Origin of the sequence: Paramylibacter kogurei, assembly GCF_002742285.1 — a bacterium.
Classification (GTDB): Bacteria; Pseudomonadota; Alphaproteobacteria; order Rhodobacterales; family Rhodobacteraceae; genus Amylibacter; species Amylibacter kogurei.
This window is the reverse complement of sequence record NZ_MDGM01000003.1, coordinates 232,973-256,733: the sequence shown is the minus strand read 5'-3', so window position 1 is coordinate 256,733 and position 23,761 is coordinate 232,973. Positions and strand designations below refer to the sequence as shown.

The 23,761-nt window shown below is 46.3% G+C and carries 22 protein-coding genes; 15 read left to right on the top strand and 7 right to left on the bottom strand.

Features of this window, described 5'->3' with window-relative positions:
• Window positions 1-37: 37 nt before the first annotated feature.
• The gene (locus BFP76_RS01860) at window positions 38-1,291 is read right to left on the bottom strand and encodes an imelysin family protein (protein ID WP_099591465.1); all 1,254 of its coding nucleotides are present in this window, start codon (window positions 1,289-1,291) and stop codon (window positions 38-40) included.
• 89 nt (window positions 1,292-1,380) lie between these two features.
• Window positions 1,381-1,755 carry a response regulator gene (locus tag BFP76_RS01855; protein ID WP_099591464.1) on the bottom strand — a complete coding sequence of 125 codons (375 nt, stop codon included), beginning with the start codon at window positions 1,753-1,755 and terminating at the stop codon, window positions 1,381-1,383.
• Between the two features lie 265 nt (window positions 1,756-2,020).
• Here BFP76_RS01855 and BFP76_RS01850 point away from each other — a divergent pair, with 265 nt between their 5' ends.
• The 10 genes from BFP76_RS01850 (at window position 2,021) to tdh (ending at window position 12,885) form a co-directional block, all read left to right on the top strand.
• Window positions 2,021-2,449 (top strand): MarR family transcriptional regulator, encoded by a 429-nt coding sequence (locus BFP76_RS01850; RefSeq protein WP_165775629.1) that lies wholly within the window; start codon window positions 2,021-2,023, stop codon window positions 2,447-2,449.
• A gap of 264 nt (window positions 2,450-2,713) precedes the next feature.
• Entirely contained in the window at window positions 2,714-3,289 is a 576-nt protein-coding gene (locus BFP76_RS01845) for a substrate-binding periplasmic protein (RefSeq protein WP_099591462.1), read from the top strand.
• On the top strand, window positions 3,290-5,542 hold the full coding sequence (locus tag BFP76_RS01840) for an ATP-binding protein (protein ID WP_099591461.1): 2,253 nt from the start codon (window positions 3,290-3,292) through the stop codon (window positions 5,540-5,542).
• 426 nt (window positions 5,543-5,968) lie between these two features.
• Window positions 5,969-6,415: a peptide-methionine (R)-S-oxide reductase MsrB gene (gene msrB, locus BFP76_RS01835; protein WP_099591460.1), complete on the top strand. Its 447-nt coding sequence runs from the start codon at window positions 5,969-5,971 to the stop codon at window positions 6,413-6,415.
• A 1-nt stretch (window position 6,416) separates the two neighbouring features.
• Window positions 6,417-6,926: a peptide-methionine (S)-S-oxide reductase MsrA gene (msrA, locus tag BFP76_RS01830; protein WP_099591459.1), complete on the top strand. Its 510-nt coding sequence runs from the start codon at window positions 6,417-6,419 to the stop codon at window positions 6,924-6,926.
• 16 nt (window positions 6,927-6,942) lie between these two features.
• On the top strand, window positions 6,943-8,415 hold the full coding sequence (locus BFP76_RS01825; protein WP_099591458.1) for a protein adenylyltransferase SelO: 1,473 nt from the start codon (window positions 6,943-6,945) through the stop codon (window positions 8,413-8,415).
• Window positions 8,416-8,565: 150 nt separating this feature from the next.
• Window positions 8,566-9,942: a DUF1963 domain-containing protein gene (locus BFP76_RS01820; protein ID WP_099591457.1), complete on the top strand. Its 1,377-nt coding sequence runs from the start codon at window positions 8,566-8,568 to the stop codon at window positions 9,940-9,942.
• Window positions 9,943-9,982: 40 nt separating this feature from the next.
• Window positions 9,983-10,549, top strand: coding sequence for a helix-turn-helix domain-containing protein (locus BFP76_RS01815; RefSeq protein ID WP_099591456.1), 567 nt, complete (start codon window positions 9,983-9,985; stop codon window positions 10,547-10,549).
• A 90-nt stretch (window positions 10,550-10,639) separates the two neighbouring features.
• Complete coding sequence (locus BFP76_RS01810; protein WP_099591455.1) at window positions 10,640-11,842, top strand: glycine C-acetyltransferase; 1,203 nt, start codon at window positions 10,640-10,642, stop codon at window positions 11,840-11,842.
• Window positions 11,839-12,885 (top strand): L-threonine 3-dehydrogenase, encoded by a 1,047-nt coding sequence (gene tdh / locus BFP76_RS01805; protein WP_099591454.1) that lies wholly within the window; start codon window positions 11,839-11,841, stop codon window positions 12,883-12,885. Before BFP76_RS01810 ends, tdh begins: the two co-directional genes overlap by 4 nt.
• 2 nt (window positions 12,886-12,887) lie before the next feature.
• Here tdh and BFP76_RS01800 read toward each other — a convergent pair whose 3' ends face one another.
• Both BFP76_RS01800 and BFP76_RS01795 read right to left on the bottom strand, forming a co-directional pair.
• A complete protein-coding gene (locus BFP76_RS01800) occupies window positions 12,888-13,076 on the bottom strand; it encodes a hypothetical protein (RefSeq protein ID WP_099591453.1) in 189 nt (62 codons plus the stop codon).
• A gap of 122 nt (window positions 13,077-13,198) precedes the next feature.
• Entirely contained in the window at window positions 13,199-13,912 is a 714-nt protein-coding gene (locus BFP76_RS01795) for a helix-turn-helix transcriptional regulator (protein WP_099591452.1), read from the bottom strand.
• Window positions 13,913-14,002: 90 nt separating this feature from the next.
• Here BFP76_RS01795 and BFP76_RS01790 point away from each other — a divergent pair, with 90 nt between their 5' ends.
• From BFP76_RS01790 to BFP76_RS01775, 4 genes are all read left to right on the top strand, one after another.
• Entirely contained in the window at window positions 14,003-14,239 is a 237-nt protein-coding gene (locus BFP76_RS01790) for a hypothetical protein (protein WP_099591451.1), read from the top strand.
• Window positions 14,240-14,281: 42 nt separating this feature from the next.
• Entirely contained in the window at window positions 14,282-15,175 is an 894-nt protein-coding gene (locus tag BFP76_RS01785; RefSeq protein ID WP_099591450.1) for a PfkB family carbohydrate kinase, read from the top strand.
• Complete coding sequence (locus BFP76_RS01780) at window positions 15,172-16,077, top strand: pseudouridine-5'-phosphate glycosidase (RefSeq protein ID WP_099591449.1); 906 nt, start codon at window positions 15,172-15,174, stop codon at window positions 16,075-16,077. Before BFP76_RS01785 ends, BFP76_RS01780 begins: the two co-directional genes overlap by 4 nt.
• A 75-nt stretch (window positions 16,078-16,152) precedes the next feature.
• The gene (locus BFP76_RS01775) at window positions 16,153-17,748 is read left to right on the top strand and encodes a GMC family oxidoreductase (protein WP_099591530.1); all 1,596 of its coding nucleotides are present in this window, start codon (window positions 16,153-16,155) and stop codon (window positions 17,746-17,748) included.
• A gap of 1 nt (window position 17,749) precedes the next feature.
• Here the strand turns inward: BFP76_RS01775 and BFP76_RS01770 are convergent, their stop codons facing one another.
• Entirely contained in the window at window positions 17,750-18,964 is a 1,215-nt protein-coding gene (locus BFP76_RS01770) for an acyl-CoA dehydrogenase (RefSeq protein WP_099591448.1), read from the bottom strand.
• A 146-nt stretch (window positions 18,965-19,110) separates the two neighbouring features.
• On the opposite strand from BFP76_RS01770, the gene BFP76_RS01765 reads away from it, so the two are divergent.
• Window positions 19,111-21,243: a hypothetical protein gene (locus BFP76_RS01765; RefSeq protein WP_133117372.1), complete on the top strand. Its 2,133-nt coding sequence runs from the start codon at window positions 19,111-19,113 to the stop codon at window positions 21,241-21,243.
• On the opposite strand, the gene gmd is transcribed toward BFP76_RS01765, so the two are convergent.
• Both gmd and BFP76_RS01755 read right to left on the bottom strand, forming a co-directional pair.
• Window positions 21,244-22,314: a GDP-mannose 4,6-dehydratase gene (gmd, locus tag BFP76_RS01760; RefSeq protein ID WP_099591446.1), complete on the bottom strand. Its 1,071-nt coding sequence runs from the start codon at window positions 22,312-22,314 to the stop codon at window positions 21,244-21,246. It lies immediately after the preceding gene.
• A gap of 18 nt (window positions 22,315-22,332) precedes the next feature.
• Window positions 22,333-23,757: a mannose-1-phosphate guanylyltransferase/mannose-6-phosphate isomerase gene (locus BFP76_RS01755; protein WP_099591445.1), complete on the bottom strand. Its 1,425-nt coding sequence runs from the start codon at window positions 23,755-23,757 to the stop codon at window positions 22,333-22,335.
• Between the last annotated feature and the right edge of the window lie 4 nt (window positions 23,758-23,761).

Here is a 23,761-nt window from a genome sequence, read left to right as displayed (position 1 = left end):
CGCCTAAAAGACGCCGTTAGAAAAGTTGATATTGGATTTACTGAAAAACAGCATCTGGATTATCAAGACTGTCGGAACCTTCAAATTCAATCAAGTCAAGGCCCAGCGCAGTTGTTGCACGTTCAATTGATTTGGTCTGTTTAACTAACCCGTTGACGGCATTCATGATCAACATCTCGCCTTTTTCATTTCCACGCTCCAACATTTGGTCATATGCAAATCCGGCATCCGCAGCAGATTTCAACGCGCCAAGATCCTGCATGGTTTGTGCTAAATCATCGGTTAATGCCGCTGCAATGGCTGCATCTTTTTCTGCAACCAATCCAAACAATGAATCGCCCGTTACAACAGAACCATCAACGCGTTTGTAGGTGCCCAAGAATATGTTTTGTACGCCCAACCCATCGTAAAAATGGCTGTTGTGCGTGTTATCGGAAAAACAATCATGTTCTTCCTCTGGATCATTTAGCATCAGACCAAGCTTCATCCGTTCACCCGCCTGTTCGCCATATGACAATGAACCCATACCTGTAAGCATCGCAAGAAGCCCCGCATCAGCATTACCTGTCACTTCGCCACGTGCGTCGCCACCTGTTTGCCATTGCGCAACCATCCATTCCAAATCGGAAACCAATAAATCTGTCGCTGCTTTCAAATAATCACCACGACGATCACAATTTCCGCCTGTACAATCATCACCCGTGGCATAATCCGTCGCAGGGCGTGCGCCTGCTCCTGTTCCATGACCATTCAAATCTTGTCCCCAAAGCAAAAATTCAATTGCATGATAACCGGTTGCTACATTGCTTTCGATTTCGTCGGCTTCGTGCAATTCACCCGACAATAATTCAGGGGTAATATTTGATGCATCAATTTCCTGACCAGCAACGGTCAGCTTTGGATTAGCAATAACATTTAGAACTGCCAATGCGTTTTCATCTGTTGCCCCGCCATAAGATGCGTCAACGTAATCAATCAAACCCTCGTCCAATGGCCAAGCGTTTACCTTGCCTTCCCAATCATCAACGATGGCATTGCCAAAACGATAGACTTCGGTTTGTTGATACGGAACACGCGATGCCAACCACGCTGATTTTGCATTCGCAAGCGTTTCATCCGTTGGATTTGCAATCAACTCCGATACCGCCGCTTGCAATAATTTCGCAGTGCTAAGGCTGTCTTCATATTTTGCTTGGGCAATATTGGCATAGTTTTCAACCACACTTGCCTTGTCGGCCAAAACGGGCGAGGCGATCAATGCAGCGGTGGTTGCAACGACGAATGATTTCATAATGGAGGTCTTTCTGAACAGATAAATTCGAATCCGCGAACCGCGGTTATCTTTATCTGACAAAAATAATCAGTTATGTCAAATCAGAGTTATTTAGTCGGAATTACTTTTTCAAGAAGCTCTTTAAGCTGTGCCGTTGAAACTGGTTTATAAAGCACATCTTCAAATCCAGAAATTTCCCCCATTGCGGTGACTGCTTCCAATGGTATTTGATGCCCACCACCCGAAATCATCACAATTGGAACATTCGTGAAAATATCTTGGTTGGATTTATACAATTCAATCCCAGTGGTATCACCAAGCCACATATCCAACAGCACCAAATCGGGCTGTGATTTTTTCATCTGAGCGATAAATTCTTCTGCTGTGGTAATGCTTGTTGCTTGGTGACCAAACACTTCGCACATGGCACCAAGTGTCTTTGCGAATTCAGCATTATCATCAAGAATATATACAACAGCCATGTTCAACCATTACCAAGACAAACGGGTATAAATTCTGACCCTCGGTAAATTGCATACCACTTTTGGCTGTTAATCGCCAATTGCAAACCACCAAAAGGCGACAATTTACTAAAAAACCAAAGAAAGCTAAGTACAACAACGATTTAGAATTGCGCAATCCTTGGTCAACGTGGCAAAGTAGTTGAACAAAATTTGTTTAGGGAGCTGAGTTTGAATATTTGCAAACCGAAATTTTCGATTTTTCGGATTCAAATGGTTGGATTCAGTGCCTGATACTAATCGTACACAATTGGCCACGGCGGTTCTGCTTGAACAAGTTTTGCGCAAAACCTACGTCCGGCTTGGGCCACAGGAATTACAACCTGCACAGTGGTCAGCATTGCGTTATTTTAAACGCACCTATCCCGAGGGTGGTACGGTATCTGAGCTTTCTAAATTTTTGGGAGTTACTGCAGGCCCCGCGAGCCGCGCAGCACATGCATTAGAACAACGCGGATTATTAGAAGCGCGCGTAAATCCAGAAGACAAGCGAAGCACATTATTTTGCCTCACCCCCCAGGGAAAGGCGAAATTGGTACAAGATCCAATGCTCGCCCTTGCTCAAAACATCGCAGAGCTGGACCCAAGTGACCAAGACGCATTGGCGCAAACTCTGTTGAAATTAACCAGCTTGTTAAAAATTGACACATCTTAAGCGATAATTTACCACAGTATCGCCACCTTATTGATTGAATATCGGTCTCAAGGTTTGTCTGATTAGATAAATGAACGCTATTCATTTAGGTGTGAGGTTGATTTGGGACATCGTTTTATAAAGTTTATTTCTATCGTCACAGTAAGCATTATTTGCGCAACCGCTGCTTATGCACAGACACAAACCAAAAGCCTATTCTTATCATATTCGGTGCTGTCACCCATTTCGACACCTGAATGCGACGGATATCTTGATCGCGTTGTTATGGAAATGTTCAGGCGCAATAATCTGTTGCTTGATAAAGAATATGTTGCACCAGCACGTGGGCTTGATATGGCAAACCGTGGTTTAACAGATGGCGACATGAGCAGAAGCCAAGTTGTGAAGGTTTCACATCCTGATCTGTTACAAGTGCCTGAATCCACCTATTCCATCACCCTTGCGGGCATGTATACCGATCCAAAAATTAATCTTACGAGTTGGTCAGATTTCAACCAGTATAACGTTGGTTATATTCGTGGCTGGCAAGAGGCGCTTCGTATTTTTGATGGCCATCAAAAATTGACCGAGGTTTCTGATCCCGAAACATTGCTTCAGATGTTGCAAACGGGGCGCATCGATGTGGCATTGTTTACGATTCTGCCCGCAAAGATCATGGCGAAAAACTTGAATTTCGAAAACTATTACTTTTCCGATATTCGCCAAGAACGCAAAATGTACATGTATTTAAATCAACGCCACGCAGACCTGATTGAACCGCTGAGCGAAAGTCTTCGTGAAATGAAGCGCGATGGAACATATCACGAAATCATGGGGCCATATATCAAGGAAAATAAATAAATGGCGTCCAATCGACCGCGATTGTCCCGAATTGGCTTGGCCACCGCGCAGTCAATTTTGCTGCCTTTGATTATCGCCAGTGTGGTTAGCTGTACTGTGTTGGTCAATTGGGTTTATCGCACCGAACAAAATCGGCTGATGGATGAATTAGATCACCATGGTCGCACGCTCGTGACCGCATTGGAACAATCGCTTTGGCTGTTTGACGACCCTTTGACCAAACAACATATCGATGATGCGATAGAATTTAATTTCATCACATTTGCCAAAATCGAAGATAATTTTGGCGAAAACTATCAAACGGGTACGCTACAGCCCACAAACATGTTCACCCGCGAATATACCATCGAGCGCAATTTTCGTGGCAGGCAAATCGAACTTGGTACTTTGCAACTTGGCGTCGACACCCGCCATTTGATCAGAGATTCAATTTTGCTCGCGGTGTTTGAAGTCGTCATATTTTTTGCCACCATCATGATCGCAAGTTTGGTGATTTATCTTCATCTCAAGAACAACCTGTTGTCACATCTTAATGCCATCGCACAAAAGCTTAAATCCTCACCCGAATTTCCACTGGGATTTAATATCGCGCTCAATCGCAAGAATTCCAAACCCGATGAGCTGGACGAACTGGTTGAATCCATTCATCACATGCACCACCAATTGATCACCACACGCGCCACCAGCGAACAAACCGAGGGTAGATTTCAAGGGGCATCAAAATTTGCCGCACTTGCCCATTGTACGGTAGATCTCCACACATTTCGTCTGATCGAAGCGGACGAAGCATTTATTGAATTGATTGAACTTGACCCTGAAACGATGCACTCCATTGATTTGATCAATGAATTGGCGCCCAGCAGGTTAACCGAACCATATCTATCCGATGTTCCAGAAATTTTGGCACGTTTATTACGCTTTGAATCCGTGGAAAACGTGATGGAACTTTCCCTGCCTTCTGGAAAACGCAAAGTAATCCGACATCTGTTTGTGCCATTGCCAACCGAACCCGATGGCACACGCTTGGTGAATATGATCGCACAGGATATTACCGAAATTTATGAAATGCAAAACAGCCTGCTTCAATCGCAAAAAGTCCAAGCCATTGGCAAACTTACGGGCGGTGTTGCACATGATGTAAATAACATTTTGGCAATCATTTCTGGAAATATCGAGCTGTCACAGATTTTGAACAGCAACGAAAAAATTGATGAATATTTGTCTGTTGCTTTGACCGCAACGCAGCGCGGCGCGGGATTAACGCGCCAATTGCTTGCCTTTGCACGACAACAGCCATTGTTGCCAAAGGCGATAAATCCCAGCGAACTGATCCAAGAATCAAAAGAGCTGATCCGCACAACAATTGGTGAACATATTTCCATCACAGCGGAAACCAATGATGATATTTGGCGCTGCACTGCCGATGAAGCACAGCTTCAAGCAGTGATTTTAAACTTAGTATCAAACGCACGCGATGCCATGCCATATGGCGGTAAACTTTCGATAGCAGTTTCAAATGTGACATTGGACGAAGAATTCACCAAAACTGATACGGACTTAATCCCAGGTGATTTCGTCTGCATCTGTGTCTCTGACAACGGAATGGGAATGAACGAAGAAATCCTGAACAAAGTGATCGACCCGTTCTTTACCACCAAACCGCTTGGATCAGGTACGGGACTTGGTCTGTCCATGGCATTTGGTTTTGCAAAACAATCCAATGGCCATCTGCAAATCAATTCAAAAATTGGCAAAGGAACATGTGTGCGTTTGTATCTGCCACGTGATTTCAGCGTCGACATTAAACAGTTGGATACATTCAAAAATATACCTCACGATTTTTTGGTAGATAAGTGCATTTTATTGATCGAAGACGATAATGTTTTGCGCGAAATCTACGCCAAGCAATTGTCCAACACAGGGTGCATGGTTCGATCTGCATCCGATGGCCCAACGGCCGTAACCTTGGCATCATCCATGCCGCATATTGATCTTGTTCTTTCGGATTTCATTTTACCGAATGGGATGAACGGGAATGTTGCATGTCAGGAAATATTGAAACTTCATCCAAATGCGAAAACGTTGTTGATGTCAGGCTACACCGGTGATGCCGATCTCTCTTCACCCATTACAGGTGCAGTTGGAAATGTATTACAAAAACCTTTTGAATTTGCTGATCTGTTAAACGCAATCTTCGCCACACTATCAACACAAACCTCTATCAAAGTAGCCAAGAAAGAGTTACAACAATAAATAGTTTGCTACTAGCAACTAAAGCAGCTATAGGTTGAATATAACTATTAACGATAGAGTATTTTTATGGGTAACACGACGAAAAGCGACGAAAAGCAATCTAAAAAGGTGCAACAGATTAGATTGATCAACAAACTGTACGCAGAGGCTGATCGGCATTTTGAAACGCCAGTTGCAAACAGTAATTCCATACCAAGCCAACACAATTGGGCAAATTCCCGTTTGGCACAGGAATAGTCACGCAAAATTGCAAAAATTGAAAATGCTCTAGGAAAGCCGATAAAATCTCTATTGGCTATCTGAGCCACGGATGAATAACCCGTGGCTCATTTTTACGTGAAAATTGTTCACAAATCGCGAATTCAATTTGGTATTTCCCAATAAACACGCCACATTAGCATCAACAAAAATAGTTGGAGCAATGCCGTGAAAACCTATGAAAAATCCAAAGATGCGCTGGCCAATTTAACGCCAGAACAATTTCGCGTCACACAACAAAATGGAACAGAACGCCCAGGCACAGGGGAATATCTGAACAATAAAGAGCCGGGTATTTATGTTGATCTGATCACGGGTGAACCTTTGTTTGCCTCATCTGATAAATACGAATCTGGGTGCGGTTGGCCGAGTTTCACCAAACCGATTGAGCCTACAAATCTGACCGAGCTGCGCGATGAAACGCATGGAATGGTGCGCGTTGAAATTCGCTCAACGCACGGCGACAGCCATCTTGGGCATGTGTTTCCAGATGGCCCACCCGATCACGGTGGATTGCGATATTGCATAAATTCTGCATCCTTGCGTTTCGTTCATCGCGATGCGATGGAGGATGAAGGATACGGCGATTACATCGACCAAGTAGAGGAATTTTAACATGGCACAATCACGCGCTGTCTTGGCTGGCGGCTGTTTCTGGGGAATGCAGGATTTAATCCGTAAAATGGATGGCGTTATTTCAACGCGCGTGGGGTACACGGGTGGTGATGTTGAAAACGCAACCTATCGCAACCACGGAACTCATGCCGAAGGGATCGAAATTATTTTCGATGATAGCATCATCAGCTATCGCAAACTTTTAGAATTCTTTTTCCAAATTCACGACCCAACAACCGCGAACCGTCAAGGCAACGATGTTGGCGCATCATATCGTTCTGCGATTTACTATACGAATGATGAACAGCACAGCGAAGCATTGCGCACAATTGCCGATGTAAACGCATCTGGTATTTGGCCAGCACCCGTAGTGACAGAGGTTGAACCTGTCAGTGCGTTTTGGGAAGCGGAACCTGAACATCAGGATTATTTGGAACGCATTCCAAATGGATATACCTGTCATTTTATCCGCCCCGATTGGGTTTTACCGCGCAGTGACGCCGCCGAATAACAAATGAAAGCCGCAGATGCCCATCGATTTTCATTTTGATAACACCTATGCACGCGAACTGGATGGTTTCTATGTTCAATGGCAGGGCGATACTGCGCCAGATGCAAAGATCATTAAATTCAATCATGAACTTGCGAATGTACTTGGGCTTGATGCGGATGCATTAAACTCAAAACAAGGCGCAGCGATCTTTGCTGGAAGCGTTGCGCCAACGGGTTCAAACCCTTTGGCACAAGCATATGCAGGGCATCAATTCGGGGGGTTTTCCCCACAACTTGGCGATGGGCGTGCCATTTTATTGGGTGAAATCGTTGATGCAAAAGGCCAACATCACGACTTGCATTTAAAGGGATCGGGCCGCACCCCATTTTCACGTGGCGGCGATGGTAAGGCCGTGCTTGGCCCAGTTTTACGCGAATACTTGATGGGCGAGGCAATGCATGCGTTAGCCATACCCACCACGCGTGCCTTGGCCGCGGTTACAACTGGCGAAGAAATCTTGCGCGATGGGTACCAACCCGGTGCTGTTTTGGCGCGCATCGCCGAAAGCCATCTTCGTGTGGGAACCTTTCAATTTTTTGCGGCGCGTCAAGAAAATGAAAAGCTACGCCAATTGGCAGATTACGCAATTCATCGCCACTATCCAAACTTGCAAAATGCCGAAAACCCCTATGTCGCGTTGCTGCAATCTGTTTGTGGGGCACAGGCTCAACTGATTGCAAAATGGATGTTGGTTGGATTCATCCACGGGGTTATGAACACAGACAATATGACCATCAGCGGGGAAACCATCGATTACGGTCCCTGTGCGTTTATGGATTATTACGCAAGTAATACGGTATACAGTTCGATCGATGCAAACGGGCGATATGCATATGGCAATCAACCCAAAATGGCCAAATGGAATTTGGCGCGTTTGGCGGAATCTTTGTTACCGCTTATTGATCAAGACACAGATCGCGCAATTGAAATTGCAACTGTGGAAATAAATAAATTCGATGATATCTACACCCATCATTGGGTCGATGGGATGCGCAAAAAAATCGGATTGTCCACTGTGCAAGACGACGATGTCGATTTAATACATCAGCTTTTCACATCAATTGAAAATCAACAGGTCGATTTTACGCAACTGTTTCGTGCTCTGGCAGGTGCTGCAACGGATGAACCCAGTGAAGTTTTTGATTTGGTTTCGCATTCTGATGATTTCAAATTATGGATTGCCCGTTGGCAAACCCGCCTTGCACAGGAATCCATCAATCCATCTGATCGCATTGCCGCAATGAATGCGATGAATCCGTTGTATATTCCACGCAACCATTTGGTGGAAGCAGCACTAAACGCTACGGTGAACGAAGGTGATATGACCCCGTTTGACGATTTACTGGCAGTGTTAAAACAACCATTCACACCTCGTTCAAACGCAGAAAAATACGCCCAACCTGCACCCGCTGATTTTGGACCATATAAAACATTTTGCGGAACATAGGTTTTTGTTCAGCGCATACGGCAACACACCTGTGAAAATATTGCCCAAAATTCGACGCAATACATTGCTAACGATATGATTATAGGTGCATTATTGTGCCTACACCCACCCAGAATCGTAATTTTAAGGTAACATTGCAGAGCTTTATACATGGACCCGATTGAAACCATTTCACAACATATTCAAGCGGCACCGATCATCGCCGCCATTACGCTGGCGTTGTTAACCATCCATTATGGGGTTGTGTGGCTTCTCAACCAGCGCAAGTCGACCAACGTGAGCGATGTAGAAACCCATGAATATGGTACCGAAGGTGGATTGATCGCCGATATGATGAAGGCGGGATCAGGTAGCAACGATTTGGAACAGCGCGAAGCAAAGGAGCGTGAAAACCCGCCAACCTCGCTTCGGATTATTCCTCAGGTTCCGATCCGAACGGACGTTGCATACAATAGCTGGTTTGGCGGACATCCCTATTTACCAGAAGAGGCCAACTGGCCCGTTGCACCCAACGATCATATGCATTTCTTGGCACAAATTAATTGTGCTGACATTCACCCGCATGTCTGGGGTGGCGCGGGCCCGCGCAAAGGTTGGCTTGTGGTGTTTTTAAGTGAATCCTGGCCGCCAAAACCTCTGATAATTTATACGCAAACTTTGGGAAAACCGCGTTCTGCGCCAACCCCATCGGACAAATTGCAACAATGGTTTGAACCCAAGATGGAAACAGGATTGGTTTATCAGCCCGTTTCACCACGCTGGCCCGTTCAATTTGGTGTCCACACGATGGGTATGGATGATCCATTTGATTGGCAACAGGACAATGCCATCACCGGCCTTGCACGCCCTGACCCACGCACAGCGATACCGTTTGATATTTCGCAACCGCATTTTCGCCCATTTGATTGGGCATCAACCCTGCACATTTTGAAATTCATCAAAACGCAAAAACAGGCTCAACGCACCGCGTTCGTTGATCGCAATGCGATGAAGTTGAAATCAAATACGATGAATCCAGAACAGCTGGCGCAATACAATCAAACCGTTACGCAGATGGACAGCCAATTATCTAAATTCCAAATGTTGTTGGACACTGCGCATAATCAGGCACAATCCAAACCCTTTACCGATACCGAGCTAGAAGCAAGTTTTGGATTGATCAGTTTCTTTTTTGGGGAGTCATTTTTCCAAGATAACCAGCACGATTATCTTCGTGCGATGTATGAATATTGCAAACATTTATACACCCAAGCACCCAACAGCCTGCCAGATACACATCGACCCTATTATGAATCGCTTTGGGCATATGATGCGCGGCGTGAAATCGGAGCGCTTGGTAATATTCCACGGGGCAACATTGATTTGTTCATTGGCCAAGATAGCGATGATGTTGTATTGCTTGAACTTCCAAGCAGCGCGATGATGGGCTGGGTTTGGGCCGAAAATAGAGACTTGGTCATTACAATGAAACGCAGCGATTTGCGCCATTCTTATTTTGGCAATTTGGGGCTGCACCTCACCACCTAAATTTTCGCAAATATGCAGATGATTAAAAGGAACCTTTCGCGTGTCGCCAAAACCCGAAATCACCATAAGATTAGCGAACCGCCTGAAAGAGGCGCGCAATGCCAAAGGGCTAAGCCTTGATGCGCTGGCGAAATTGTCTGGTGTATCGCGATCCATGCTGTCACAAATTGAACGCGGCGGTTCCAGCCCGACTGTGGCCAGTCTTTGGAATTTGACACAGGCATTGAATGTCGATTTCGCGGGTTTGCTAGATGATGATCAAAACGATAGCAGCCCGATCAAAGAATATGTAAGCGCCGATGAAACGCCGGTCATTTCACAAAAAGACACGGGTTGTACTATTCGGATATTAAGCGCCCCAAGTGACGTTGGCGAAACCGAAGTTTACGATATTACTTTTGATTCAAACGCTATGATGGATAGCGCACCGCATAAACGGGGTTGTGTTGAATCAATCACTGTATTGGAAGGGACACTAAAGATCACAAGCGATGGTCATAGCGTGCAATTAGCGACGGGTGACACTGCCCGATACGAAGCAGATAAAAACCACGCGATTCAGGCGGATAAACCCGCCCGCGCATTGCTCATTGTAAAAAATGCATAACGGACAATATCCAATATAATGGCATGTCATCCTTTATCTTGACGCATGCCAATTTATTGGCTAATCCTCCGTTATAAAGGAGGCCAATCCATGCCGACAGATTTCTTAGATCATATTGAAAATACACTTCGCAACATTGATGCCGATGGATTGTACAAACGCGAACGCATGATTGTTTCGCCGCAATCGGGGCGAATTACGGTTGACCACCCAATCAACGGACGCGCGGAAATGGTGAACCTTTGTGCGAATAATTATCTGGGTCTTGCTGATCATCCTGCACTTATCGCGGCTGCCAAGAATGCGTTGAATGAACACGGTTTTGGCATGGCATCGGTGCGATTTATTTGTGGAACCCAAGATATTCACCGCCAGCTGGAACAACGCTTGGCCACGTTTTTAAACAAAGATGATGCAATCCTGTTTGCTGCTTGCTTTGATGCAAATGGCGGTTTGTTCGAACCCTTGCTTGGACCCGAAGATGCCATTATCTCCGATAGCTTGAACCACGCATCCATCATCGATGGCATCCGCCTGTGCAAAGCAAAACGTTATCGTTATGCCAATTCGGATATGGCGGATTTGGAAACACAATTAATCACAGCGCGTGAAAACGGTGCACGGTTTATCATGATCGCAACCGATGGTGTTTTTTCCATGGATGGATATTTGGCAAACTTGCCCGCGATCAACGCCTTGGCCGAAAAATATAATGCATTGGTAATGGTGGACGACTGTCATTCAACCGGTTTCATGGGGCCAAAGGGCAAGGGAACACCCGCACATTTTGGCGTGGATGTTGACATATTGACCGGCACATTAGGCAAAGCATTGGGCGGCGCAATCGGGGGTTACATCGCAGGACCACAAGCGGTGATTGACCTGCTGCGCCAACGCGCACGACCATATTTGTTTTCAAATTCTCTACCGCCCGCGATTGTTATGGCGGGAATGGCCGCGCTGGATTTGATCGAGCAAGGCGATGATTTGCGCGAACAATTATTTGCAAATGCAAGCTATTGGCGCAAAGGGTTAACCGCACTGGGGTTTGATTTATTAGAGGGCGAACATCCAATTATTCCTGTCATGCTTGGCGATGCGCGATTGGCCCAAGATATGGCGGCGGATTTATATAATCGCGGTGTCTATGTTGCCGGTTTCTTTTTCCCCGTCGTCCCCAAAGGACAGGCACGCATTCGCACGCAAATGAACGCAGCCCTCACTCGCGACGATCTTGATTTTGCACTTGATGCATTTGCCAAAGCAGGGCGCAAAACAGGGGTATTGTCATGAGCAATGAAATGAAATCTCTGGTCAAGGCGAAACCCGAACAGGGTCTGTGGATGCAACAAAGCCCAGTGCCTGAAATCGGACCAGACGATGTGTTGATTCGCATCAATAAAACGGGCATTTGCGGAACAGATATTCATATTTGGAATTGGGATGATTGGGCGCAAAAAACAGTGCCTGTGCCAATGATTACAGGACATGAATTCGCAGGCGAAATTGTTGAGCTTGGTAAAAACGTAACCGATCTGACCCTTGGTCAACGCTGTTCTGGTGAAGGGCATCTTATTGGAAAAAACAGCCGCCAATCACGCGCCGGGCATTTTCATCTGGATCCAGATACGCGCGGAATTGGTGTGAATGAACAGGGTGCATTTGCGCAATACCTGCGCCTTCCTGCGTTTAACGTGGTGCCGCTGCCCGATGAAATTTCAGACGATATTGGCGCAATTTTGGATCCATTGGGCAATGCCGTTCACACCGCATTGTCATTTGATTTAATCGGCGAGGATGTTTTGATCACGGGTGCGGGGCCGATTGGAATAATGGCCGCCGCCGTGGCACGCCATGCCGGTGCACGAAACGTGGTGATCACAGATATAAACCCTGCGCGTTTGGCATTGGCCGAACAGGTAACTGATCTGGTGCCCGTAAATGTTGCAAACGAAGAACTGGCCGATGTGATCCCACGCCTGAAAATGAAACAGGGGTTTGATGTTGGTATGGAAATGTCAGGCAATCAGGTCGCACTTGATCAAATGATCGAAGCAATGGTGATGGGTGGGCGTATCGCAATGCTGGGTATTCCACCGGGCAAATCACCGGTTGATTGGTCGCGCATCGTTTTCAAGGCCATCACAATAAAAGGTGTTTATGGTCGTGAAATTTTTGAAACATGGTACAAAATGATCGCCATGTTACAAAACGGATTGGACGTGAGCAAAGTGATCACACATCATTTTGACTTCAATGATTTTGAACAAGGTTTCGCAGCAATGAAAAGTGGTACCAGCGGCAAGGTGGTTTTGGATTGGACCAAATCAATCTGATCCTATGATGCCGCCTTACGTTGGATATCTGTGTCTAAAATTTGTTGGTATTTTCGCTGACAATCCTCGCAGTATTCGTTTTCAACACCTGCTTGATCTTTCGCTGCTAAAACTTTGTTACATTCACAGCAGTGCACATTTGAATTTGCGTTTGTCGCAATTTTTTCTTGTTGTTTGTATTTATCCAGCATTCTTGGACCATTATTTAAAAGTATTTAAAAGTGAGTAATTGTTATCATGTTAAACTTTAACAAGAGTACAAATTATTTCAAATAAAGCCTGCTTTTTGCTGTCTTTTCGGACAGTTTTGGCACTAAATCAGCTGTCTGCCGACCGAAATGGCGACGGCTTGGGTTCGTGTTTTAGCACCCAATTTGTGTAACGCTTTGCTGCATCTTTGCTTTACCGCTGATTCTGAAATTCCAATGGTTTCGGCGATTTCGCGCTGTCCCATTCCATCGCGCAAGCATCGCAAAACCTGTATTTCGCCGGCGGATAAATTGGGGTTGTCATTTACCCCATTCAGTATCTCTTCAAACGTTTGATTTAGTTGCGCAAGCTCCCCATCCGTAAAATCACGATCAGAGCGTGCGGCGGCCAAAAATGATCGTTTGTACTGAATTTTTCGTGAAATAACGGCACCATATTTCATGCCGAAATCTTGGTTTGCTTCCTTTAAAATACCGCGCATATCGGGCAACTGAATTTCGGACCAACGCTTCATTCCTTCGTTGGTCACGCTCCACATAAATATCGGATCCAGCGCGAAATAATTGCTGCGCTGATACTTTGTTTGCCATTTTTTGGGATAGGTTGTGTACCAAAAATTTGGGCCACGAACTGTCAGATTGATGGCCAAGACAAATCCAGATTTTCCCAGCTTCTCAATGGCTGTGACTTTTTTTTCAAATTCAGGTATGATACTAGCTAGCATAACAATAAAACTTTCAACGAATGAAATACTTTTATCAGTAACGAAATTGTTATAAAATACCCGATATGCTTCACTGTTGTGAAATGTGAACATCGGGTGGTTTGAAATGCGGCTGTTTTTACGTTAAGCTGCGTTCTGGATCAAACGTGTCGCATTCAGTTGCACAGAGATTGTGGGGAAAATATGCAAACGGTAACAAACGAAAACACCGTGATAAAATTTACCGCTGATATGGCGGAAAATCTTATGACCTATTTTACAAATTACCAAACAGGCGGTGTGGTTGCGATTGAATCAAACCATCTTGGGCTGTGGTTTGTGAATCCAAATGATGGATCGCGTCAATTCTTGGGCAAAGCAGCCATAACAACACGTAACGCAACAGGCGTATTCAAATCGGTTGAGTTCAACAAACAATAAGCGGCTTGCCAACTGTGAACAGAATGTTCACAAGGTGCGCTTATGACAACAACACCAAAAATTTTATGTGTCGGTTCTGTTCTGTGGGACATTATCGGTCGATCAAGTAGCCATCTTCGGGTTGGGTCGGATGTGCCTGGGCGCATTACGCGTATTCCAGGTGGTGTGGCGATGAATATCGCAATGACATTGCGCCGCTTTGGGTTAACGCCAGCGTTGCTCACCGCGATTGGACAAGACGACGAAGGCCGCGAATTGCTGACCGCATGTATGCGTATGGGTATGATCACAGATCACGTCTATGCATCCATTGATTTGCCCACCGACCGCTATATGGCGGTAGAGGGTGCAAACGGATTGATCGCAGCAATCGCCGATGCACATTCGCTAGAGGCCGCGGGCGATAAAATCTTGACCCCTTTATCAGACGGCAGCTTGGGGAGTGTTGAAAATCCCTATGCTGGGATTATCGCGCTTGATGGAAATCTTACACAGGCATTGTTGTCCGATATCGCCAAAAGCCCATTGTTCAAATCGGCCGACCTTCGGATCGCACCCGCAAGCCCAGGCAAGGCAGAACGGCTATTACCCGTGCTCGGCCATCAGGGCGCAACGCTTTATGTAAATCTGGAAGAGGCTTCATTGCTCTGCCACAAGGAATTTAAAAATTCAGAAGAAGCAGCCAATGGTTTGATATCAAATGGTGCGCATCGTGTGCTGGTAACCGATGGTGGTAACATGGCCACCGAAGGGTGCGCAGATGGACTATATTCCGCCACACCGCCGCCTGTGTTGGTAACCCGCGTCACGGGTGCGGGTGACACGTTCATGGCGGCGCATATCGCCGCTGAAACACGCAATGAATCGCGTGCCCAAGCTTTAAATTCCGCGCTCAAGGCTGCGGCAGACTACGTTTCAGGAGACACCAACCTATGATCCCTATCACCTATTCCAGTGCCGTTTCTGCTGCGCGCGAAAACGGCGCACCGATTGTTGCGTTGGAATCGACCATCATTACGCATGGTATGCCTTATCCGCAGAACATGGAAACCGCACAGCGTGTTGAACAAGTCGTGCGCGACAACGGTGCCGTACCGGCAACAATCGCTGTAATTGATGGCAAATTATGTGTTGGGCTAGAAGAAACGCAATTGGCTGCATTGGCACAAGCGAAAGACGTTGCCAAACTTTCACGCGCTGATCTGGCAGCCTGTATCGCCATGGGTGGCACGGGTGCCACAACAGTCGCCGCCACGATGATTGGCGCAGCGCTGGCAGATATCAAAGTATTTGCAACGGGTGGTATTGGTGGCGTTCATCGCGGTGCGGAATTGACCTTTGATATTTCCGCCGATTTACAAGAATTGGCGCAGACATCCGTATCCGTTGTTGCGGCGGGACCAAAGGCCATTTTGGACATCCCAAAAACGCTAGAGGTTTTGGAAACACTTGGTGTGCCGGTTATTGCCTATGGTCAATCCGAAATCCCTGCGTTCTGGTCGCGATCTTCGGGCATTGCAGCACCACTGCAAATGGATACAGCACGTGATATCGCCAATGCACATATAATGCGTGAAAAAATGGGATTGCCTGGTGGTCAGCTCATCGCCAATCCAATTCCAGCAGAGGATGAAATTGCTGCCAGTGATTTGGCGCCTGTTATCGAAAAAGCCTTGGCCGAGGCCGAAGAGCAAAACATTGCTGCCAAATCCGTAACCCCATTTTTGTTGCAACGTATATTTGAACTGACTGATGGTAAATCGCTTACTGCTAATATTGCATTGGTGTTGAACAACGCAAAACTGGCCAGCAAAATCGCAGTTGAGATGGCGCGTTAAAAAGGTTGTTTGAATGGTCAAATCGTGGAAAGCTATCCCATGTAATTGAATGGGGTGGATAGATTGGTGCAGGCAATTAACAACGAAAATCAATACGATTATATTATCGTTGGCGCTGGCTCTGCTGGCTGTGTTTTGGCCAACCGTCTGTCCGAAAATCCCAAAAATCGTGTCCTTTTGTTAGAGGCCGGTGGCAAAGACAATTACCATTGGATTCACATCCCTGTTGGGTATCTCTATTGCATCGGCAATCCGCGTACCGATTGGCAATTTAAAACCGAACCCGAAAAAGGATTAAATGACCGCAGCTTGCTTTACCCTCGTGGGCGGGTCTTGGGTGGTTCATCCTCGATCAACGGCATGTTGTATATCCGCGGACAGTCCGCAGATTACGACGGCTGGGCACAAATGGGTTGCACGGGTTGGGGTTGGGATGACGTTTTACCCCTTTTCCAAAAATCAGAGGATTCATTCGCGGGCAAATCCCAATTTCACGGTGCAGGCGGTGAATGGCGTGTCGAAGAACAGCGGCTTCGCTGGGATGTGCTTGATTCAATCCAAGATGCCTTTGTCCAGACAGGTGTTCCAATCAGCGATGATTTTAACACTGGCGATAATTTTGGTGTCGGCTATTTCAAAGTAAACCAAAAGTCTGGCTGGCGTTGGAATACGTCCAAGGGGTTTTTACGCCCCGCAAAAAACCGCCCGAACTTAACCGTGCGCACCAACAGCCAAGTGCAAAATATCATCTTTGAAAACAAACGTGCCACTAGCGTGAACCTGTTGGATGGTTCAAAATTTTTCACCAAAGGCGAAATTATTTTAAGCGCGGGCGCAATCGGTTCGCCGCAAATTTTGCAACTATCTGGCATCGGTGACGGCGATGCATTGCAATCCCTTGGAATCGATGTTGTTCACCATGCACCCGATGTTGGTAGAAACCTCCAAGACCATTTGCAATTGCGTTGCGTGTGGAAGGTTAAAAACACAAAAACCCTCAACACAATTGCCAACACATTGATGGGCAAGGCGCGGATTGGCTTAGAATATGCATTAAAACGCAGTGGCCCAATGTCGATGGCACCAAGCCAGTTGGGCGCATTCACCAAATCATCACCTGAAATGGATACCCCTGATTTAGAATATCACATTCAGCCACTTTCACTGGGTGCATTTGGTGAAGATCTACATAATTTTGACGCGGTCACGATCAGCGTATGTAATTTGCGCCCGCAATCTCGTGGACAGGTGACGATAACGTCGCCTGATGCACGTACACATCCAAAAATTGCGCCAAACTATCTGTCAGAACCTGCCGATTTACGTGTTGCCGCAAATGCCATTCGCCAAGCGCGAAACATCATGGCGCAAAGCAAATTGGCCCAATTTGAACCTGATGAATTTTTACCAGGTGCGGATAAAATTTCTGAAACAGATTTGCATACGGCCGCGGGCATGGTTGGATCCACCATTTTTCACCCAGTAGGCACCGCACGCATGGGAATGGATGATCAATCGGTTGTCGATCCTGAATTGCGTGTGCGTGGAATTGATGGGCTGCGGGTAATTGATGCATCGGTGATGCCCAAAATTATTTCGGGCAACACCAATTCGCCAACCATTATGATCGCGGAAAAAGGTGCGCAAATGATTTTGCGCAGTGCAAGTTAGCCTACATAAAGGCCTGCAAACCTGTTTGTGCACGGCCAAGGATCAGGGCATGAACATCATGCGTACCTTCGTAAGTATTAACCGCCTCTAGATTCATAACATGGCGGATCACACCATATTCATCGGATACGCCATTGCCCCCATGCATATCACGCGACACACGCGCGATATCCAATGCTTTGCCACAATTGTTACGTTTCATCAGGCTGATCAATTCGGCAGGCGCACGATGTTCATCAAACAATCGCCCAAGTCGCAAACAACCCTGAAGCCCAAGCGAAATTTCGGTCTGCATATCTGCAAGTTTTTTCTGAATAAGCTGCGTTTGCGCCAAAGGTTTGCCAAATTGTTTGCGTTCCAGCGTGTAATCCCGCGCCGCATGCCAACAAAATTCAGCCGCACCCATCGCACCCCATGCGATACCATATCGCGCACGATTCAAACATCCAAACGGCCCCGCAAGCCCCGAAACATTTGGCAACAAGTTTTCCTCTGGTACAAAAACCTCGTCCATTTGAATCATACCTGTTGTCGATGCGCGCAGGGAAAATTTGCCCTCGATCTTGGGGGCATTCAAACCTTTTATGCCTTTTTCCAAAACGAACCCTTTGATCGCACCGTCATGCGCATCAGATTTTGCCCAGACAACAAAAACATCCGCAATCGGTGAATTGGTGATCCAGTTTTTAGCACCTGAAATTGAATATCCGCCATCAACTTGTTTTGCACGGGTTAACATCCCACCAGGATCTGAACCGTGGTCGGGTTCTGTTAAACCAAAGCATCCAACCCATTCGCCACTTGCCAATTTTGGCAAATATTTTTGGCGTTGTTCGTCCGTGCCATATGCAAAAATCGGGTGCATCACCAATGAGCTTTGCACAGACATGGCAGAACGATAACCGCTATCAACACGTTCAACTTCGCGTGCGACCAATCCATAGGAAACGTAATTCGCACCAACACCGCCTAGTTCTTCTGGGATGGTGGACCCAAGCAAACCAAGCGCACCCATTTCCGTCATGATTTCGCGGTGGAACACTTCGTTTCGGTTCGCCTCGGTCACGCGGGGTTGCAATTTATCTTGGCAATATGCGCGTGCGGCATCGCGGATCATGCGCTCTTCTTCGGTCAATTGATCTTCGATCAAAAACGCATCTTCCCAGATCATCGCAGGCGGTTTCGCGCGGGCCAATTCGGGGGTGTTTTGTGCCATAATAATTTCCCATTTTTTTCGATTTTTCAAAATATTGAACTATTTCAATTGGAATGAACAGAACAGTTTTTAACGAAACGTTACCCGCATTCTAGTAATTGCCACAATCAATGATTACACAAGGTATTCAGAACAAAGATGAAATGATGTCGAAAACAAAATCTGCTGCATATGCCTTTCGCGTTGATCGCATGGGGTCGCGTTTAATCGCGATGCTAAACGCATTGCGTGTGGCCACCGATTACGACATTGATTTCAAAATGTATTGGTTAATCACCGATACAATGAGCGATGAAATCAGAGACCCAAGCCAAATTTTTTCGCAAAATTTTATCGACAAATATTTCGTAACCAAAGACAGCTTTGAATCTCTTCAACCTGACATGTTCGAGGTCGCATATCGTAACCCTGGATGGGATGCGGACAGGTTGGCATCCGAAATTGCCAAGGGAAAAAATCTTTTGCTGTCACACGCATTTGCAAGTGTCGCAACATTTCCTCACGAAGACGAAGCCGTGGTTCGCGCAAGCGTTGCGGCCGCATTTGATCGATTGGAATTCAATCCAGTCGTCGCAACAATGATCGACAAGATCAACACAGCCTTAGACGATGCACCACCCATCGCATATCACATCCGCCGTGGCGATATTATCGATCCAGAAAGCAATGCCGCTAAAAAGGTATGGCCGAAAAAATACACCCCCCGAGAATTTTATCATATCCATCTGCAACGCCACAGTGAAAATTCCAACGGTAAAATATTGGTATTTTCGGATGAACCACGAGAGGTTGAACGCCTAAAAACCATGTCATCAAATGTGCTTGCGCTTGATGATATGATTGACACCGCTGCGCTTAACGATGCGCAATATGATTTCCTAAGCTTATATGCCATGTCGCGATGCCACGAAATTATCGGCCCGCCGGGCAGTGGTTTTTCAGAAACTGCAGCATTGTTTGGCAATGCCACCGTCACCGATGTTCAGGAAACCCTGTCACCAGAAGATCACGATCAAGCATTGGCATTGCTTGTCTCGCACCTAGATAGCGGTCCGGAACATTTCCTTGGGCTTGCCGATGTTGGGCAAACGTTACCATTTGCAACCGAATATTGGTTAAAGAATAACAAGTCGAAACAAGGTGCTGCGATCACGCGAAAATATTTGGATATGGGTCTGAACCGGGCATATATCTATGTTATTTTGTGCGAATTATACCTTGGGCATGATGATGCACAGGCGGCATTGGATATTCGTGCGTTAGCACAAAAACAAGAATTGCAATTTGATATTGCGATGGCCACGTTGAATTTGATGTGCGTGCGTGCGCATCTTGCGCAAAATGATAAAGAGGGTGCGATTCAATCGCTCTGCCTCTCGCTTTGGTCATTTCCAAATATTCAAGGTGCGGAAAAAACCATGCTGCAAATGGTTTTGAACAAGCTTCTGACACCAGACAATTTTTTCCCTTTTGATAAAATGCTTACGCGGTTTGCGCTGCCTGGTTCACCGGCTGCGGGTGGAAATCGGGTTGGTGGATTTATCGGGAAAAAGCCAATTGAAATACCATTCGTATCTATCGACATGATCAGCCGCGATTGGTCTTTGTTTTTGGGAAAACGTCGCCATCGTTTATTTCATCACAAAGATCGGATTGAAATGCTGTATTCACGGATCACAGCCGTGTGCGAACGCTGTTCACCCGAACATGCGCATAGCAGCATGACAGGATTATATGCACTTGAAATGGGTGATGTGAAACGCGCATTAAAACAACATCGCGCAGCGACTGATGCTGTCCCTAACAATGCGCTTTATCAAAAACGATTTGGTGATGCGCTGATCGCAGATGGTCAAATCGGCAACGGAATAACCGCATTAACACTTGCGGCGAAAATTGAGCCTGAACAAATTTTATACACGGCCCATCTGGCCGAAGCACAAATTCAAAACAAACAAGTGGATGCAGGAATTGAAAGCTATCGTTCTATTGTTGCGCAAGCGCAAAACTATCCAGAAGTGGTGTTGAAGGCCGCACTTGCATTATCGCGTAAGAAAAAGCACCGCGAACAAGCCCGAAAACTGGGATTGATCGCATTGGAAAACAGCCAAGGTTCCGCGCGAGTATTGAATGCCTATGCCACAATTTTAAAACGCTGTGGTTCAAAAAATGAGCTCTTGGCAATCCTGACCGTTTTACAAGATGTGGGAACGTTGCGCCCGGCCTTTCGAAAAATTCATGACAAGCTAACCGCCGATTTTAATCGTAAATCCGCTTAACTAGGTCGCACCATATGTACGCCGCGCCAGACGTTCCGTTTTCAACAATTGGCGATCTTCGGTAACCATTTCCTCGACCAGTTTTTGAAATGGCGTTGTGTGGCTCCATCCAAGTTTTTCGCGGGCTTTTGTTGGATCACCCAATAATTGTTCCACTTCTGTAGGGCGGAAATAACGTGGGTCAACTTCGATCAAGCATTTGTTGGTTTTCGCATCAAAGCCTTTTTCATTTTCACCTTCGCCTTCCCAGCGAATTTCAATGCCAACATGGGAAAATGCGATTTCACAAAATTCGCGCACGGAATGCATTTCGCCCGTTGCCAAAACGAAATCATCAGGCGTGTCATGTTGCAAAATGCGCCACATACCCTCGACATAGTCACGTGCATGGCCCCAATCGCGTTGCGCTGATAAATTGCCCAACATCAATTTTTCTTGCAAACCCAATTCGATCGCAGCAACCGCACGGGTGATTTTACGCGTTACAAACGTCTCCCCGCGAATGGGGCTTTCGTGGTTAAACAAAATCCCGTTAGTAGCAAACATATTATACCCTTCGCGGTAATTCACTGTGATCCAATAGGCATATAGTTTCGCCGCTGCATAAGGTGATCGTGGATAAAACGGCGTTGTTTCGCTTTGCGGGATTTCTTGCACTTTACCATAAAGCTCTGACGTAGACGCTTGATAAAATTTGGTTTTTTCCGTCAGCTTTAGCAAACGAATTGCCTCTAACAAACGTAGCGTGCCAATACCATCCGCATTCGCGGTATATTCCGGCATTTCAAACGAAACCTTTACGTGGCTTTGCGCGGCAAGGTTATAAATTTCATCTGGTTGAATATCCTGAACCAATGAAATCAAAGACGCGCTATCAACCATATCGGAATAGTGCAGGTTAAAGTTTGAATTCTTGTGGCTGTCGATTTGCAAGTGGTCGATACGACCCGTATTAAAAGACGAAGAACGGCGTTTAACGCCATGAACTTCATAACCTTTTTCCAGCAAAAGTTCAGACAGATACGCGCCATCTTGGCCTGTTACACCTGTGATTAGGGCGGTTTTAGTCATTGTTTCTCCTTTGTGCGGTCAGACCCGCGCATAAATGTCTTCGTAACGGATGATATCATCTTCGCCAAGATAGCTTCCGGTTTGCACTTCGATCAGGTGCAAATCAACTTTGCCAGGGTTTTCAAGCCGATGCACCGCACCAAGGGGGATGTATACCGATTGATTTTCTGTCAGCAATTCCACGCGATCATCCACCGTAACATTCGCCGTTCCTGCGACAACAACCCAATGTTCCGAACGATGCACATGTGATTGCAAGCTTAGCTGTGCACCTGGTTTTACCATGATGTTTTTCACCTGAAACCGATCACCAAGCGCGAGCGTTTCATACCATCCCCACGGGCGGTGGCATTTTGGGAATTCTTCGGCCTGTGGCGCATTAATGGATTTCAAATGTTCCACGGCTTGTTTCACCGATTGCACCTGATCCATGTCCGCCACCAACACTGCATCTCGCATGGCGATGGCCACGATGTTTTTCAAACCAATGCCCACAATTTGAACCTGATCACCGCGTGATTGCAGCAATGTATTTTCACAATCAATCGCTGTGGCCGTATCGCCCAAGGCAACACCGTCGTCGTCTTTGTCAGCCTCTTGCCATACGGTCTTCCAGCTTCCTAAATCGTTCCAACCTGAATCCAGCGGAACGGTTACACCCGAAACATTTTCCATGATGGCATAATCGAAACTAATGTTATCAGCCTTGTCATAATCCGATGACATTCTGAAAAAATCGAGATCCTCTGCGCCGTTTTCAACACCTTTTTTCACGGCACTTAACACTGCGGGGGCATGTTTTTCGAATGCGGCCAACACCGCATTAGCAGAAAACATAAACATGCCTGAATTCCAAAGATAGCGACCAGAGGCGACCATTTTTTCCGCCGCTTTTTCATCTGGTTTTTCAACGAATTTTTCAAATGGTAATGCAGTTGGCACATTTCCATCAGGTGCCGCGTCCAACTCTATATATCCAAACCCTGTTTCGGGTCGCGTTGGACGTATGCCAAAGGTCACAAACGCACCTTTGGCGGCGGCATCGGCGGCAACGTTCACCGCTGTTTGAAATGCGGCTTCATCTTCGATCACGTGATCTGATGGTGCGACAAGGATCAATGCATCTGGGTCTTGTTTTGCCAGAATCACTGCCGCTGCCGCGATTGCGGGTGCGGTGTTGCGCATTGATGGTTCAATAACAATTTTGGAAGGGCCCGCATCCAGCTGCGCCAATTGATCCCCGACCAAAAAACGAAACGCGTTGTTTGATAACATCAAGGGGGGTTCAAACCCAGCGCCCGCAAAACGACGCACCGTTGATTGCAGCAAGCTTTCCTTGCCAAACATTGACACGAATTGTTTTGGATAAGATTTGCGCGACATCGGCCACAAGCGTGTGCCAGAACCGCCGCATAAAATTACAGGATAGAGTTTATGTGCCATGAAA